This is a genomic window from Desulfocucumis palustris (assembly GCF_002933875.1).
GTDB lineage: Bacteria > Bacillota > Desulfotomaculia > Desulfotomaculales > Desulfocucumaceae > Desulfocucumis > Desulfocucumis palustris.
In genome coordinates, this window is the sequence record NZ_BFAV01000179.1 from 51,432 (window position 1) to 66,945 (window position 15,514).

The 15,514-nt window shown below is 55.1% G+C and carries 15 protein-coding genes; 1 reads left to right on the forward strand and 14 read right to left on the reverse strand.

The window, feature by feature from the left end; all coding sequences use genetic code 11:
- Positions 1-33: 33 nt before the first annotated feature.
- From fsa to DCCM_RS17725, 10 genes are all read right to left on the reverse strand, one after another.
- The gene (gene fsa / locus DCCM_RS17675; RefSeq protein ID WP_104373756.1) at positions 34-678 is read right to left on the reverse strand and encodes a fructose-6-phosphate aldolase; all 645 of its coding nucleotides are present in this window, start codon (positions 676-678) and stop codon (positions 34-36) included.
- A 12-nt stretch (positions 679-690) separates the two neighbouring features.
- The gene (locus DCCM_RS17680; protein WP_104373757.1) at positions 691-1,545 is read right to left on the reverse strand and encodes a class II fructose-1,6-bisphosphate aldolase; all 855 of its coding nucleotides are present in this window, start codon (positions 1,543-1,545) and stop codon (positions 691-693) included.
- 238 nt (positions 1,546-1,783) lie between these two features.
- The gene (locus tag DCCM_RS17685; protein ID WP_104373711.1) at positions 1,784-2,470 is read right to left on the reverse strand and encodes a hypothetical protein; all 687 of its coding nucleotides are present in this window, start codon (positions 2,468-2,470) and stop codon (positions 1,784-1,786) included.
- A gap of 332 nt (positions 2,471-2,802) precedes the next feature.
- Positions 2,803-3,255 carry a response regulator gene (locus DCCM_RS17695; RefSeq protein ID WP_104373713.1) on the reverse strand — a complete coding sequence of 151 codons (453 nt, stop codon included), beginning with the start codon at positions 3,253-3,255 and terminating at the stop codon, positions 2,803-2,805.
- 85 nt (positions 3,256-3,340) lie between these two features.
- Positions 3,341-4,165 (reverse strand): YIP1 family protein, encoded by an 825-nt coding sequence (locus DCCM_RS17700; protein ID WP_104373714.1) that lies wholly within the window; start codon positions 4,163-4,165, stop codon positions 3,341-3,343.
- A gap of 21 nt (positions 4,166-4,186) precedes the next feature.
- A complete protein-coding gene (sppA, locus tag DCCM_RS17705) occupies positions 4,187-5,110 on the reverse strand; it encodes a signal peptide peptidase SppA (protein WP_231702843.1) in 924 nt (307 codons plus the stop codon).
- A gap of 315 nt (positions 5,111-5,425) precedes the next feature.
- Positions 5,426-7,036, reverse strand: a complete 1,611-nt coding sequence (gene pyrG, locus DCCM_RS17710; RefSeq protein WP_104373715.1) for a CTP synthase — start codon at positions 7,034-7,036, stop codon at positions 5,426-5,428.
- Between the two features lie 137 nt (positions 7,037-7,173).
- Positions 7,174-7,338 (reverse strand): XapX domain-containing protein, encoded by a 165-nt coding sequence (locus DCCM_RS17715; RefSeq protein ID WP_104373716.1) that lies wholly within the window; start codon positions 7,336-7,338, stop codon positions 7,174-7,176.
- 92 nt (positions 7,339-7,430) lie between these two features.
- Positions 7,431-9,116 (reverse strand): arginine--tRNA ligase, encoded by a 1,686-nt coding sequence (gene argS, locus DCCM_RS17720; RefSeq protein ID WP_104373717.1) that lies wholly within the window; start codon positions 9,114-9,116, stop codon positions 7,431-7,433.
- Between the two features lie 74 nt (positions 9,117-9,190).
- The gene (locus DCCM_RS17725) at positions 9,191-9,613 is read right to left on the reverse strand and encodes a YwiB family protein (protein ID WP_104373759.1); all 423 of its coding nucleotides are present in this window, start codon (positions 9,611-9,613) and stop codon (positions 9,191-9,193) included.
- A 172-nt stretch (positions 9,614-9,785) separates the two neighbouring features.
- Here DCCM_RS17725 and DCCM_RS17730 point away from each other — a divergent pair, with 172 nt between their 5' ends.
- Positions 9,786-10,052: a type II toxin-antitoxin system Phd/YefM family antitoxin gene (locus DCCM_RS17730; RefSeq protein ID WP_104373718.1), complete on the forward strand. Its 267-nt coding sequence runs from the start codon at positions 9,786-9,788 to the stop codon at positions 10,050-10,052.
- Between the two features lie 36 nt (positions 10,053-10,088).
- Here DCCM_RS17730 and DCCM_RS17735 read toward each other — a convergent pair whose 3' ends face one another.
- The 4 genes from DCCM_RS17735 to DCCM_RS17750 are packed head-to-tail and all read right to left on the reverse strand — an operon-like array spanning position 10,089 to position 15,253.
- Positions 10,089-10,664, reverse strand: a complete 576-nt coding sequence (locus DCCM_RS17735; protein ID WP_104373719.1) for an indolepyruvate oxidoreductase subunit beta — start codon at positions 10,662-10,664, stop codon at positions 10,089-10,091.
- Positions 10,657-12,423 carry an indolepyruvate ferredoxin oxidoreductase subunit alpha gene (gene iorA / locus DCCM_RS17740; protein ID WP_104373720.1) on the reverse strand — a complete coding sequence of 589 codons (1,767 nt, stop codon included), beginning with the start codon at positions 12,421-12,423 and terminating at the stop codon, positions 10,657-10,659. Before iorA ends, DCCM_RS17735 begins: the two co-directional genes overlap by 8 nt.
- 17 nt (positions 12,424-12,440) lie before the next feature.
- Positions 12,441-13,739 carry a phenylacetate--CoA ligase family protein gene (locus tag DCCM_RS17745; RefSeq protein WP_104373721.1) on the reverse strand — a complete coding sequence of 433 codons (1,299 nt, stop codon included), beginning with the start codon at positions 13,737-13,739 and terminating at the stop codon, positions 12,441-12,443.
- Positions 13,736-15,253, reverse strand: a complete 1,518-nt coding sequence (locus DCCM_RS17750; protein ID WP_104373722.1) for a sodium:solute symporter family transporter — start codon at positions 15,251-15,253, stop codon at positions 13,736-13,738. Before DCCM_RS17750 ends, DCCM_RS17745 begins: the two co-directional genes overlap by 4 nt.
- Between the last annotated feature and the right edge of the window lie 261 nt (positions 15,254-15,514).

Genomic DNA, 15,514 nt, shown 5'->3' on the forward strand with positions numbered 1-15,514 from the left:
AATAGCGGACTGACGGCGTTTTTTAACACAGTTTTATTTGGGCACCTTTTCCCAGTCGGCCAGGAATTTTTCAATTCCCTTATCTGTTAACGGATGTTTTTGCATCTGCATAATGACACTGTAAGGAATGGTGGCGATATCGGCCCCGTAAAGGGCGGCCTGGGTCACGTGCAGGGGGTTGCGGATGCTGGCTGCGATAACCTCGGTGGCAAAGCCGTAGTTTTCATAAATTGTCATTATGTCCTGGACAAGCTCCATCCCCTCCTGGCCCACATCATCCAGCCGCCCCACAAAAGGGCTGACATAGGTGGCCCCGGCCAGCGCGGCCAGCAAGGCCTGATTGGCGGAGAAAACAAGGGTCACATTGGTTTTTATCCCTTCCGCGGACAGTGTTTTTACAGCTTTAAGCCCTTCCCCGGTCATGGGCAATTTAACCACCACGTTGGGGTGAATGGCCGCAAGCTGCCTGGCCTCTTTAATCATTTCCGGGGCGTTGACGCTAACCGCCTCGGCGCTCACCGGCCCGTCCACAATGGCGGTGATTTCCTTCACCACCTGTGCAAAATCCCGGCCTTCCTTGGCTATAAGGGATGGGTTGGTTGTTACCCCGCTGATGACTCCCAGTTCGTAGGCGGCTTTAATCTCCTCGATGTTGGCGGTATCGATGAATATCTTAATAACAAACACCTCCTATGCTTTGCCCGAGCTACCGAAAATTCTGATTTTCTCCCTGATTACCTCCACCGCGGCTTCCCTGGCCGGACCCAGAACTTTCCTGGGGTCTATTTCCCGGGAATCAGTGTCCAGCACTTTGCGGCAAGCGGCCACAAAGGCTTCCCGTATGTTGGTGTCTATATTCACCTTGCGAACTCCAAGGGCTATGGCCTCCTGGACGGCCTCTCCGGGGACTCCCGAGGAACCGTGCAGCACGATGGGGATGTCCACCATGGAGACGATTTTTTTAAGCCGCTCGAAGTCCAGTTTGGGCTCACCCTTGTACTGTCCGTGGGCCGTGCCGATGGCCACGGCCAGAGAATCCACCCCGGTTTGCTCCACAAAATATTTCGCCTCGGCAGGGTCGGTAAACATGGCCTCCCGTTCGGAAACCGTTATATCATCTTCCGTCCCGCCTATTTTCCCCAGTTCCGCCTCCACCGAAACCCCAATGGGGCGGGCGGCTGCAATAACCTGGCGGGTCAGGGCGATGTTTTCTTCCAGGGGATGTTTTGAGCCGTCTATCATAACCCCGCTGAAACCATTGCGCAGGCACTGCATCACCTGGTCGAAACTGGTGCCGTGGTCCAGGTGCAGGGCCACCGGAACTTTCGCATTGGCGGCGGCTTCCCGGGCCATGGCGGTGATAAAACCTATTCCGGCATATTTAATGGCCCCCTGGCTGGCCTGCATAATTACCGGGGCATTCTCCTCCTCGGCGGCTCTGACAATGGCCTGCACAATCTCCATGTTGTTGCAGTTAAAGGCCCCCACGGCATAATTGCCTTTCATGGCCTCTTTAAGTAAGAAATCAACCGGAACAAACGTCATTTGTAAATTACCCGGCAACCCGGAAAAAAACAAAAGCCCGGGCCGGCCCCGCATGGGACCTGGTGACGGACTCAACCATTTACGGGCCTTTAACGTCTTTACTCAAATGTCATATCCCACGGCACTGCCGTTACGATTGAGGGGCACCTCCACCGGGATACCTCCCTTCGCAATTTTATGTATATTTGTCCGCAGTTTATCATAAGCCTGCCGGTATTATGCCGCAAGGCGGGCAGGTTTATGTTTTATTATGGTGTTTGGGTCTTGACTTTTTTATTTTCCCGGTGCTGGCCAAGCTGTCCAGGTATTCAAAGCCGTTCTTTGCCAGCTCGATCTCGTCCACCTGCCTGATTACGTTTAAATCTTCTTCGGTTTCGGCGTATATAATATTAACTCCACCGCAGTTTTTACAGTGCAATTCCAGCCGGTCAGGGAAAATTTCCACACCAATCTGGTGATCCCCGCACTGGCAGTAAAGCATTCCCTTTTCGGCTATGCCGTGCAGGCACTTCAAAACATCGTTCATAACGGTGCTGTTGTGAAAATACCCGTCTCCCCCGAATTCGTTGATCAAGTCATCCAGACCGTCGACTTTTTCCGCCGCCGCCCTGCGAACCAGGTCCGCCTGGCCGATATGAGCCAAACCCAGCCCGGTATCGGCGCACAAAAGCTCAATAACCCTGCCGGACCAAAGGTGTTTGCCGGAAAAAGCCCTGGTGTGACTTCCCCCACAAAAAACGCAGGATATGGTCACGTTGTACTTGGCGTAACTCCTGGCGTGAATGACCATTTTAAGTGCTCCGCAGGCGCAGAACACCTTATACGCGTTATCCCTCACCACCGCAAAACGAGAAATTTTATGAAATTCCATCCTGCCACATTCCGGGCAGCGCATGGCCAGTACGGTAACGGTACTTACAGGCATTTTCACACCTCCTGGGAGTCCGTTCCCAAAACTTTCGCCCGGCACTTTACCCGAGAAGCCGCCCTCCGGTTCCCGCAAACCACCGGTACGCTTTGCCGTACGTCTTCTCCTTTAAGCGCCATGCCTGTTTTTGAACGGCTCTGATATACTTTTTCAACATTCCCCGGTCCGGCTGGAAGAAATTTGTTAAAGTTGTCCTCCGGCACTTATGGTAAATAATTCGCCGCGGATATTAAAAGTCCTTTCATCAGGGGATAATAACGTTTGTGTGAACCCCCCCTCCCTTCGCGGATAAGGAAGGCTAAAGTTGGGGGGACTCCCCGCCGGAAAAGTTAGATTATCTCCTGAAGTTTTTTCCCCTCGCCCGACTCCTTTAAAAGTCCTTTCACAAGATAGCGGACTTCATCAAGATCGAAGGGTTTAATAAGATAGTGCTTGGCATTAAGACTTTTAGCATCTTTTAACATGTCAAGCTCACCGTAGGCCGTCATCATAACCACCGTCAGCTCGGGAAAAGCTTTCCTGATTTCCCTCAGGGTAGCAAGACCGTTCATCACCGGCATTTTTATATCCAGCAAAATCAAATCGGGTGGTTGGGCCGATATTTTTTTCAGCGCCTCAATTCCCCCTGAAGCCGTGTCAACCTCATAGCCCTCATCAATAAAAGTCTCGTATAAAAGCCTTCGCACCCCCGACTGATCATCAACCACAAGCAATTTATACCCCCCGGCCACCACGGGATCCACCCCCCAGTTCCATATAAAAAAGTTTATTGCCAGAATCATTTCAACAAAGGCTTTATAATTCCTCTAATTCAACTCCATAAAATACCATAAAATTAAACCGTATCACTACTTGGGGAGATATTCCTTAAAAGCTGCCTTCAATCAGTGGCGCCATGGCTGTAACCAGCAGAACAATCCCCAGTATAAAGAGTATTGAAAGAGCTATCAGAGCCAGGGCGGGAGTTAGCGCAACCGCCAGCGCCCTGCCTGTGGTAATGCCGTGTACTTCCCTTATACCCAGCACCACCAGCACAAAACCCCATACCGCGGACCCCAGGCTGAACAAACCGCTGACTATGGTGGCCGCTGGTCCTTCCCCCGCCGCCAGGAGCAGCAGCAGTTCAAAGGGGATGAACAATAAAGCGGGAAGCGACGCCAGGCCGGTAACAGCCAGCACCCCCACGGCCCGGCCGCTGCCGCCGAAGAGTTCCGCCACCAGATGCAGCAGCCCGCTGTAGACAAACCACTTTACAAAGGTAACAAGCAGCCCGCCGAATATTATCAGGGGCAGTATAGTGCCCATGGCGCCGGAGAATATGCCCGCTCCGCGGTACATGTCCGCCTGAAGCACCCTTGAAGAGAAGTAATATCCCATCAATGCTCCCAGCACACTGACCAAAGCGTATACCAGCAGAACCCTGCCCAGGGGCGGAGCGGCAGCCACCCGGCGAAAGGTTTCCACCGGATCGAAAAGCACCCCGTAAATCATCTCGAAGAAATTCTTCTCCCCGGGTTCCCGGGCCGTAATTTCCCCGCTATCTTCATTTGGGCCGTATTCACGGGCAATCCCGTCTATATGGGCATCATCGGATTTCTCCGCATTTTCTTCAGTTGCCTTTACAACTTCTTCTCCGGCTGTTCCTTCAGGTTCCCCGCCCGTCCACTCCTGCTCTCTTTTATTCTCGTCCACGGCATTTAACCTCCAAAATTTTTACATCACCAGCCAGAAGGCGGGCGGTATTTCGTTGATGGCCGGCACGGCCAGGCCGGGTGAGGCGCCCCTGGCGGCGCCCATAATCTCCCGCCAGAATCCTTTGGCGCCAAAGGTGGTAATTTCGGGGTCCGGTCCCAGCCCGGACATTTCTCCCGCCAGGCGGACGGCGTCATAGAAGTTGCCCAGTTCGTCCACCAGCCCCAGGTCCTTGGCCTGGCTGCCGGTAAATATTCTGCCGTCGGCCAGCTTTTTTACCTCATCGGCGCTCATTTTCCTGCCCCCGGCAACAATGTTCACAAACTGTACGTACATATCATTCACCATGTCCTGGAACAGCTTCTTTTCCTCGGGAGTCATCTCCCGGTCGGAGGAGCCCATATCCTTGTACGGACCGCTTTTAAAGGTGCGGTTTTGAATCCCCAGTTTGTCGTAAAGGCCCCTCAGATCGGTGCTGTCCATTCTCACCCCGATGCTGCCGGTTATGGTGCCGGGGTTGGCCACGATGACATCGGCTGAGGAAGCTATCCAATACGCCCCGGAAGCCGCCACGTCACCCATGGAGACCACCACTTTTTTCCCCTTCTTTTTCAGCCGGTTTACCTCCGTGGTAATCTCCTGGGTGGCCGCCACGCTCCCCCCCGGACTGTTCAGCCGGAGCACCACCGCTTTAACAGCCGGGTCTTGCGCCGCCTGCCTCAGTTGAATCATTACCTGGTCGGCCCCCATCCCCTCGCTCAAAAAACCCTGGGAGCCGCCCCCCGTAATGGTGCCGCTTATATCAATAATACCCACCACTTCATGACCGCCGGAATAGGACCGGGGCTTCAAAGCACTGCCGTCTCCGGATTTAACCACCGCGGCCACAAGCAGGGAAACCAACGCCAGCCCCAGTACCGCCCCGCCGATAATCTTTCTTTTCACCCGCGCACCACCCTTTAGTAAAATTAAAAAAGCATGACCGGATTTGCCTTAACAAGGTTAGTATGCATCAAGTCAGCTCCCGGGAGTCATCCCAAAAGCTGTTTCCTTCCCGGCGCAGCCGGAAATAAGGTGCAAATTTTCAGCAGGCTCTTCCCCGGCCGGCTGAAAATATTTCCACCGGTGCTCCTAACGGTATTAGTTCCCTGTTGACATGAAAAAACCTTGATAAAATATAAAAAAAACATAAACCCCGGCAAAATTTAACTCTGCCGGGGAAAATAAGGTTGAGGGAATGGGAATGTCCTCAATAACGTTTTATCCCTTTGTTTTGCCATACTCTATGGACGCCCCGATGAAGTCGCGGAACAGGGGATGGGGGCGGTTGGGCCTGGATTTGAATTCCGGGTGGAACTGGGTGGCCACAAACCAGGGGTGATTGGGCAGCTCAATTACTTCCACCAGCTGCCTGCCGGGGAAAGTGCCGCTGAAGATCATACCCTTTTCAGCCAGCCGCTCCCGGAAATCATTGTTTAATTCGTAACGGTGCCTGTGCCTTTCATATATTTCCTCCGCGCCGTACGCCCTGTACGCCAGGGTGCCCTGCTCAAGCCTGCAGGGGTACCGGCCCAGCCGCATGGTTCCTCCCATTTTGTCCAGTTCCTTTTGCTCGGGCAGAAGGTCTATTACGGGATAGGAAGTTGACTGGTTGAATTCGGAGCTATTGGCGTCGTTCCAGCCCAGTATTACCCGGGAAAACTCAACCACCGCCAGTTGCATGCCCAGGCATATCCCCAGGAAGGGGATTTTGTTTTCCCTGGCGTAATGAATGGCGTTTATTTTGCCCTCTATGCCCCTGTCGCCGAAACCTCCCGGCACCAGTACGCCGTCCACATCATGGAGAAATTCTTCCACCGGGGTCTTTTCCAGTTCCTCGGAGTTTATCCAGCGGATTTGAACCGCCGAGCCGTGACCAAGCCCGGCGTGGCGAAGCGCCTCGGAAACGCTGAAATAAGCGTCCGGAAGGGATACGTATTTACCCACCAGCCCTATGGTCACGGTGCCGGTGAGGTTTTTCATCCGGCTCACCATGTCTTTCCATTCCTGCATGTCCGGCTCCAGGCACCGCAGCCCCAACATGTCTATCACCTTTTTATCCATGCCCTCTTCCTCCAGCATCAGGGGCACCTCGTAAATGGATGAGGCGTCCACCGCCTGGATTACCGCGTCCTTGTCGGTGTCACAGAAAAGGGCTATCTTTTCCGCCAGTTCCCTGGAGAAACGCCTTTCCGTACGGCAGACGATGACATCCGGCTGGATGCCTATGCTGCGCAGTTCCTTGACACTGTGCTGGGTGGGCTTGGTTTTTAGTTCGTTGGCAACTTTCAGGTAGGGAACCAGTGTTACGTGGATGTAGAGAACATTGCCCTTGCCCAGGTCCGCCCTGAGCTGGCGTATGGCCTCCAAAAAGGGAAGGGATTCAATGTCGCCCACGGTGCCGCCTATTTCCGTGATAACCACGTCGGTATCCGATTCCAGCGCCACACGCTGAATCCGGTCCTTGATTTCATTGGTGATATGGGGAATCACCTGCACCGTGGCGCCCAGGTAGTCCCCCCGGCGCTCCTTGCTGATCACGGAGTCGTAAATTCCGCCCGTGGTCACATTGCTGCTCTTGCTGAGATTGATATCTATAAAACGCTCGTAGTGGCCCAGATCCAGGTCCGTTTCAGCACCGTCATCCGTCACGAAAACCTCCCCGTGCTGGTAGGGGCTCATGGTCCCGGGGTCCACGTTTATATAGGGGTCCAATTTCTGTATGGAAACTTTTAAACCTCGGCTTTTTAGCAAACGTCCCAGGGAAGCGGCAGTTATGCCCTTGCCCAAAGATGATACAACTCCGCCTGTCACAAATATAAACTTGGCCATAGCCAGCCTCCTGTATTTAGTTAAAGAATGCCCGTGGCAATCTATCCTATTTTATATTCGGCGCGTTTAACTGTCAAGAAGCGTGGAGTAAACCGGTCAAAAGACAAATTGTTACAAAAGGCCGGTCACACTTTTCTTTATTTACCCCAGCCCAGCCGAACAGCCACCAGGTACCCCGCGAACATGCCCACGATGCCCATCACTCCGGCCAGGGTGGGTGGAGCCGGAAGGGGCAGCTTCATCCGGATAAACAGCATTCCAATCAGGAATCCGGTTAAAGTGGCAAATATAACATCCTTCAAAGCAGAATTCCCCCAACCTGTTTTAAATTCTTTTAAAATTTACATAAAACCCCCAGCCCGCCAATCCGGCGCCGGCAAAGGATGAAAATATGCTACATTCTTTCGGGAGCGGACACACCCAGTATATTCAGGCAGTTGGCCAGCACCACCCGGGTGGCCGCCACCAGCACCAGTCTTGCCCCGGTAAGGGCGGCGTCCCCGGTAATTACCCTGTGGGCGTTGTAAAAGCTGTGGAACAGCCCGGCTATCTCGTGAACGTAACGGGCCAGCCGGTGCGGGGCCAGATCCCGGGCGCAGGAAGCCACCTCGTCGGGAAGATCCGCCAGCCTGCGGGCCAGCGCCAGCTCAGCCTCCTCCCTTAACAGGGACAGCCCGGCCTTTTCCGGGTCCGGCATGGTCCCGCCCTGCTCCTCCAGCTGTTTCATAATGCTGCAAATCCTGGCGTGGGCGTACTGCACGTAGTAAACCGGGTTGTCGTTGGACTGCGCCTTGGCCAGGTCCAGGTCAAAGTCCAGGTGGCTGTCGGCGCTGCGCATTACAAAGAAGTAGCGGGCGGCATCCCTGCCCACTTCCTCCATCAGTTCCTCCAGGGTTACAAACTGTCCCGTGCGCTTGCTCATGCGCACGATTTCCCCGCTTTTGTAAAGGCGCACCAGCTGCATTATGATAACCTGGAGGGCGTCCGGGTCATATCCCAGGGCCTTGACGGCGCCCTTCATCCGGGGCACGTGGCCGTGGTGGTCGGCGCCCCAGATATTGATTACCCACTGGAAGCCGCGCTGGAATTTATTCATGTGATAGGCAATATCGGCGGCAAAATAGGTGGGGATGCCGTTGCTCCTCACCACCACCTCATCCTTTTCTACTCCGAACTCCCGGGCTTTAAACCAGAGGGCGTCCTCGTATTCATAAAGATAGCCGCTCTCTTTCAGCCGCTCTATGGCTTCCGTCACCTTGCCGGAGTCGTGCAGGGACTGCTCGGAAAACCAGACATCGTAATTTACGCCGAATTCCCCCAGGGATTTTTTAATTGCCCCCAGCTTTTCCGCCAGGGCATATTTGACCATAATCTCCCTGCGGGCGGGACTGGCCGTATCCAGATACCTGTCGCCGTATTTTTCCACAAAACCCCGCATGGTTTCCATTATGTCCTCACCGTGGTAGCCTTCCTCCGGCACCTGGGCCTGTCTGCCCAACAGTTGCAAATAACGGGCCTCCAAGGAGCGTCCGAAGTGCTCTATCTGATTTCCGGCGTCATTAATGTAAAATTCCCGGCTGACTTCGAACCCCGCATAGTCCAGCAGCGAGGATATGCTGTCCCCCAGGGCGGCACCCCTGGCGTTGCCCATGTGTAAAAGCCCGGTGGGATTGGCGCTGACAAACTCCACCTGCACCTTTTTGCCTCCGCCGATGTTCACCCGGCCGTAAGCCTCTCCTTTTTTGACGATGCCCGGCAGGGCCGCCAGGACCCAGTTGGAGCTCAGATAAAAATTAATAAAACCGGGACCGGCTATTTCCACTTTTTCCACCGGCAGGCCCGAAAGATCCAGCTCCGCCACCAGGGCTTCGGCCGCCCTGCGGGGAGCCGTGCGGGCCGGCTTGGCCAGCAGCATGGCAAGGTTGGAGGCAAAATCCCCGTTTTCTTTTTCCCGGGGAACCTCCACCACAAAGGCCGGAGTCTCCACTTCAGGCAAAGTTCCTTTTTCACCCGCGGATGACAGCGCTTTTTTCAGGGAATCCGCCAGTCCCGAACGAATCTGGTCAACCAAACCGCTCACACTAAAAACCTCCTGCTCAAAAAATATGCCCCCGGGAGTTCCTCCCGGAAGCCCTTTATCCGCTTTTCCGGCGGTTACAGTTCTTTGACGGTGATGCTCAGCTCATTGTAGCCCAGTTTCTTACTGCCCATTTCTATATCGTAGCCAAGGTCTATACTGCCTCCGGAGTGATCCAGGAGCACCTTTACCTTCCGGGGAAGCACCCTCATTTCCAGGCTTCCGCAGGAGGTGACGTACATACCCTGGTTGTGAACCCCTTCCTGGAAAATCTGTTTCATTTCCGCCGCTCCCATCCTGTTCAGGGTCACCCGGTCGGGCTCGGCCTTGAGGGAAGTGGTGGTCCCTTCCAGGCCGGAGAGCCGGCTTTCATTATATACGATATAATAGGAATTGTTTTTGTAATAATAATTTCCCCTGGTGACAAGTTCTATGGTGTCCTTTTCGCCAAACTCGTTGGTCTGGGTACCCTTCACGGTAACCAGCACCTCTTTGGACAAATCCATCCCCTCCGAAAATACCACCATAAATTTCATATATTATAACCTTTTTTTAATTTAATCAAAAGGGGTAAAAGAAACAGGAATAACCGGGCGGCAACAATTTATTGATTAAGCTATTCGTTACCGGTTATAATAAGCTTAACATTAATATACTCCGGAGGGTTTAACAATGGAAACAATTATCGGAATCAACGAGGCCAGACCCCGGCTTTCTTCTCTCATTGATTCGGATAGGCCGGTAATAATCACCGTCAATTCGGAACCCAAAAGTGTTCTTGTCAACTATGAAGAGTATTTAAGGCTGAAAAACGCGGACAAGTATAATAAACAGCTGATATTGAAATCTTCTTTGAATAAGTTTAGAGTCCGGGCAAAGGAAAGCGGTCTGACGGAAAAAGACGTTGAAGAGGAAATAGACGCCTTCCGTACGTATTAAACCCCCGTTCCCACGGGGGTTTAATTTTATTGCCTTTTATAAATTGTAGCCTCTTTCGAAGGCGGCCTTGTTGATTTCAAGAAATTTGGCCGGCACCCTGGCCTCCAGGGCCTTTTGCCACAGCTCCTTCGGTAATGGCAGTCTTTTGGCCAGCACACCCACCAGAACCACGTTGGCGGCCTTGGGGTTGCCACACTCCGTGGCGATCTTCAGGGCGTCCACCGCCAGCATGCCGGGAACCCTGGAGCGAATGTAGCCGTTGATATCCTCGGGATATTCGGCTAGGCCAGCCAGCACCGGAACCGGGGCAATGGCCTGGTCGTTGATGATGAGGGAGCCGCCTTTTTTTAAATAGGGCAGCCAGCGCAGGGCCTCGAGCTTCTCAAAGGCCAGTATGGCGTCGGCCTTGCCCTCTTCAATAAGCGGGGAGTATACCTTGTCCCCCAGGCGCACCTGGGTGGAAACGCTGCCGCCCCGCTGGGCCATGCCGTGTATTTCGGACATCTTTATGTCGTAACCGGCCGCGCCGGCCACGTGGACCAAAATTTTACTGGCCAGAATGGTGCCCTGTCCGCCCACTCCCACCATGAGCACATCCATTGATTTAAGCACCGGCGGCACCCCCTTTGGCAGCGGTCAACGCGCCGAATTTGCAAACCTGTACGCAAAGCCCGCAGCCCACGCAGGCCCCCGGGTCCACCGAGCACAGCTTATCCTTTACGGAAATTGCCGGGCAGCTTAGCTTAAGACAGGTCTTACAGCCCTTGCAGGCCTCCTGGTCCACCGTCACCGGCTGTCCGGACTGCCGGCGAAGCAGGGCGCAGGGACGGCGGGCTATGATTACCGAGGGTCCCGGGGCCGCCACCTCTTCCTTGACGGCCGCGGTTAATTTTTCCAGATCCAGGGGATCCACGGTTACCACCCGCTGCACCCCCAGGGCGCGAACCAGAGCCTGCAGGTCAACCACCGGGGCCTCTCCGCCCATCAGGGTTTTTCCGGTGGCCGGATGCTCCTGGTGCCCGGTCATGGCGGTGGTGCTGTTGTCCACTATGATTACCGTGGAATTGCCGTTGTTATATACCACGTCCAGCACACCGGTAATTCCGGAGTGCAAAAAGGTGGAGTCGCCTATTACAGCAACTGTGCGCCCCCTCAATTCCGGCACGGCCTTTTCCGCTCCATGGGCCATGCCTATGCTGGCGCCCATGCAGACGCAGCTGTCCATGCCCTCCAGGGGGGAGAGCCCGCCCAGGGTGTAACAGCCTATGTCGCCGGTGACCACCAGCTTTAGTTTGTGCAAGGTGTAGAAAACTCCCCGGTGCGGGCAGCCGGCGCAGAGTACCGGCGGGCGCGGGGGCAGCGGGGGCATATCCGGGTAGGCCGGCATTTCCGCGTCCCCGGCGGGTATTACTCCGGCCCCGGCAAATATACGGCGCAGCAGCCCGGTGCTGAATTCCCCCGCGGACGGGAACAGCTCCTTGCCTGTGACCTTAATGCCCAGCAATTTGACCTGCTCCTCAATAAAGGGTTCCAATTCTTCCACCACGAAGAGCCTGTCCACCCCGGAGGCAAATTCCTTAATCATTTTCAGGGGCAGGGGGAAAGTCATGCCCAGCTTCAGCACCGACGCCCCGGGGAGTATTTCCTTGATGTACTGGTAGCTGATGCCGCTGGTGATTACCCCTGTTTTGGAATCCCCTTTATCAACAAAATTCAGCGGTGTGCTTTCCGAGTATTCCGCCAGTTTGGCCAGCCGCTCCTCCAGGGACCGCCGGCGCAGCCTGCCGAAGGCGGGGACCATGAGCCATTTGCGCGGGTCTTTGGTGTAGGGGCGGGGGGGAATACTCACCCTCTCCCCCAGTTCCACAAACCCCTGGGAGTGGGCCACCCTGGTGGTGGTTCTAAGCATCACCGGTATATCAAACTGTTCGCTTATTTCCAGTCCCGCCCGCACCATGTCCATGGCCTCGGCGCTGTCCGAGGGCTCCAGCAGGGCGATTTTGGCAAAGCGGGCATAATTCCTGTTGTCCTGCTCGTTCTGGGAACTGTGCATTCCGGGATCGTCCGCTGAAATCAGCACCAGCCCTCCGTTCACCCCGGTATAGGCGGCGGTCAGCAGCGGGTCGGCCGCCACGTTAACCCCCACGTGCTTCATGGTCACAAGCACCCTGGCCCCGGCCATGGCCGCGCCGATGCCCACCTCCAGGGCTACCTTTTCGTTGGGCGCCCACTCCGCGTATATGTCCCGGCAGCGGGCCAAATTCTCCAATATCTCGGTGCTGGGCGTTCCCGGATAGCCGACACCCAGGGCAACACCGTTTTCCCAGGCTCCCCTGGCGATGGCCTGGTTACCGGTCATTAGCTCTTTCAACGGCGACACCTCCAGTGTTACTGTTCATTTCTCTTATCTATAACCCTTTTGGCCTTACCCTGGCTGCGCTCAATGGAATGGGGCTCCATCAGCCTCACCCTGGCCCCTATGGATAAAACGCTCTGCAGCTTGGTCCGCAGCCGGCCTTCCAGGGCCTCCAGATCACGGAACTGGCCGGTGAATGAGGCCTGACTGAGTTCCACCCGCACTTCCAGGTAGTCCAAATAACCCTTTTTACCCACCATAATTTGGTAATGGGGGGAAATCCCCTCTATGCTCATCAAAACACTCTCTATCTGGGAGGGAAATACATTCACACCGGAAATAATAAGCATGTCGTCCGTGCGGCCGGTGACTTTGCTCATCCTGACGCTGGTCCTGCCGCAGTCGCAGGGCTCGGGATTGAGCACAGTAATGTCCCTGGTGCGGTAGCGGAGCACCGGGAAGGCCTCCTTGGTCAGGGTGGTGATCACCAGTTCCCCCTCCTGCCCGTATTCCAGGGGCTCACCGGATACCGGGTCGATAACTTCCACCAGGAAATGGTCTTCGCTTATGTGCATTCCCGCCCTTTCCGGGCACTCACCGGCAACCCCCGGACCCATTACCTCGCTGAGGCCGTAATTGTCGGTGGCCCTGATGCCCCAGGCCCGCTCCAGTTCCGCCCTCATGCTCTCCGTCCAGGCTTCCGCCCCGAAAAGACCAATTCTTACTTTCAATTCATGGGGGTCCACCCCCATTTCCCTGGCCGTCTCCGCCAGGTGCAGGCAGTAGGAGGGGGTTCCCACCAGCACGGTGGTGCCGAAGTCCTGCATCAGCATGATCTGCTTCCGGGTGTTGCCCACGGAGGAAGGCACAATGGCGGCCCCGGCCTTCTCCAGGCCGTAGTGCAGGCCGAAAGCCCCGGTGAACAGCCCGTAGCCGAAGGTTATCTGGGCCACGTCATCCTGGTTTACCCCGGCCTGGGTAACCATTCTGGCCACCAGTTCCGACCAGGTGTCCAAATCCTTTTTGCTGTAACCCACCACGGTGGGCTTGCCGGTAGTGCCGGAGGAAGCGTGCAGCCGCACTATCTCCTTCATGGGAACGGCAAACATGCCGTAGGGATAGTTGTCCCTTAAGGCCACCTTGGTGGTAAAGGGCAGTTTGCGCACATCTTCCAGGGTTTGTATATCTTCAGGGGATATTCCCAGACGGTCGAATTCCCGCCGGTAATAGGAAACCCGGTGATAAACCCTGTTCACCGTTTCCTTGAGTCTTTCCAGCTGGAGCTTGTTCAATTCTTCCCGGCCCATGCATTCATTCTGATCCCAGATCATTTAAGTAACACTTCCTTTGGAGACATTTCCGCGCCTTTGCCGCCCCCGGAAAGTTTGCCGAATACTTTTAGCAAATGCTTCTCCGGCAGCTGTTTGGTCACCAGGCTGACCGCCGGCAGCACCACCAGGGGCGCCAGCATGGCCGCTGAACCCACAATGGGTATAACGGCCGCGTCAAGTTTATAGTACAGGGCGAAGCCCACCGCGACGGACAAGCCGGTCAAACCGCCGGCCCAGGCGCCGGCGGGGGTGGCACCCCGCCAGAAAAGCCCGTATATGTACGGCGCGATAAAAAACCCCGCCACGGCGCCCCAGGACATGGCCATGAGGCTCAGTATAATGGCCGGCTTCATCAGCGCGATTATTAACGACAGGGCTATAAATACCAGGCAGAGCAGCCGCATCAGCACCACGCCCTTTTTCGGGCTGTGGTTTGGGCTAACCGCCTTGTAAAGGTCGATGGCTATGGAGGAACTGCTCACCAGCACCAGGGAGGCCAGGGTTGACATTGAGGCGGACAGCACCAGCAACAAAATTATGGCGGCCCCGATTTCCGGCAGGGTATTGTTGATAATCATGGGCATCAGCATGTCGGGGGTGGCCTTGCCGGTGGCCGGGTCCAGGGGCAGAGTGTCAAAGAACAGCCTGGTAAGGCCTCCGGTAAAATATGCCCCGAAGGTTACCACCAGCGCGAAGAAGGTGGATACCATCATGGCCGGCTTGATGGCGGCCTCATCCTTGATGGCGTAAAACTTTTGCACCATCTGGGGCATGCCCCAGACCCCCAGGCTGGTGAGCAGCATCAGGGAAGCCAGGGGAAGCCACCCCGGGGTTCCCACCACGCTTACCAGGCCGGGATCTATCTCACCCAGCCGCTGCAGGCCGGCGGCAAGTCCTCCCACCTTTTCCGAATTCACCACGAAGTACAAAAGCACGCCAACCCCCGCTATCATCACCAGGCCCTGGATAAAATCCGTGAGGGCCACCGCCCGGTACCCGCCCAGCACCAGATACAGGGCGGTCAGGGCGCACATGAAAACCGCCGCGTACAAATAAGGTATTCCGAATATCTGATTGAACAGGTAGCTTAAACCCATGTATACCGAGGCGGAGTACGGCACCAGGAATATAAAAATCACCAGCGCGGAAAAAATTTTGATATTTTTGCTGCGGTACCGGACTTCCAGAAACTCCGGCATGGTCATGACATTTAACCGGTTTGTCAATATTCTGGTTCTTTTAGCCAGGACAAACCAGGCCAAAAGGCTTCCCACCAGGGTGTTGCCAACCACAATCCACAGGCTGGACAGCCCGAAGCCCCAGCCCACTTTACCCGCATAACCAATAAAAATAACTGCCGAAAAATACGTGGTACCGTAGGCGAAGGCCGACAGCCAGGGACCCACATCCCGGCCACCCAGAAAAAAGTCGTTCACCGTACGGGTCTTTCGCATACTGACCAACCCGCTGTAAATCAGTACGCCCACAAATAACAACAGCAGCAGCAGTTTCATTATCCTGCCATCCTCCCATTCTTCATATAAAATTGATAATAGCCGCAAAAAATATGTATTCTCTTCGCGGAGTGAACAAAACATTGGCGGACGGCGAAAAGCCACCCGCCAATGCTCTAGTATTTATATATAATTCTATAAATTTCGCCCAATTCCTGCCTGTCTGTTTAAAAAAACGAAGCCTGAAAACTCACCCGGTTTGCGGCCGGTGAAAAGCAAGCCTGGCGCGAAGGGAGGAACCGGGTGCGGCTTTTCAATCGC

Bases quoted from the DNA above. Each gene is read 5' to 3' on its own strand.
- DCCM_RS17730 (WP_104373718.1), top strand. From the start codon at position 9,786: ATGGAAACAATTATCGGAATCAACGAGGCCAGACCCCGGCTTTCTTCT.
- pyrG (WP_104373715.1), bottom strand. From the start codon at position 7,036: ATGGCCAAGTTTATATTTGTGACAGGCGGAGTTGTATCATCTTTGGGC.
- DCCM_RS17685 (WP_104373711.1), bottom strand. From the start codon at position 2,470: ATGCCTGTAAGTACCGTTACCGTACTGGCCATGCGCTGCCCGGAATGT.
- DCCM_RS17680 (WP_104373757.1), bottom strand. From the start codon at position 1,545: ATGACGTTTGTTCCGGTTGATTTCTTACTTAAAGAGGCCATGAAAGGC.
- DCCM_RS17750 (WP_104373722.1), bottom strand. From the start codon at position 15,253: ATGAAACTGCTGCTGCTGTTGTTATTTGTGGGCGTACTGATTTACAGC.
- DCCM_RS17745 (WP_104373721.1), bottom strand. From the start codon at position 13,739: ATGATCTGGGATCAGAATGAATGCATGGGCCGGGAAGAATTGAACAAG.
- DCCM_RS17695 (WP_104373713.1), bottom strand. From the start codon at position 3,255: ATGATTCTGGCAATAAACTTTTTTATATGGAACTGGGGGGTGGATCCC.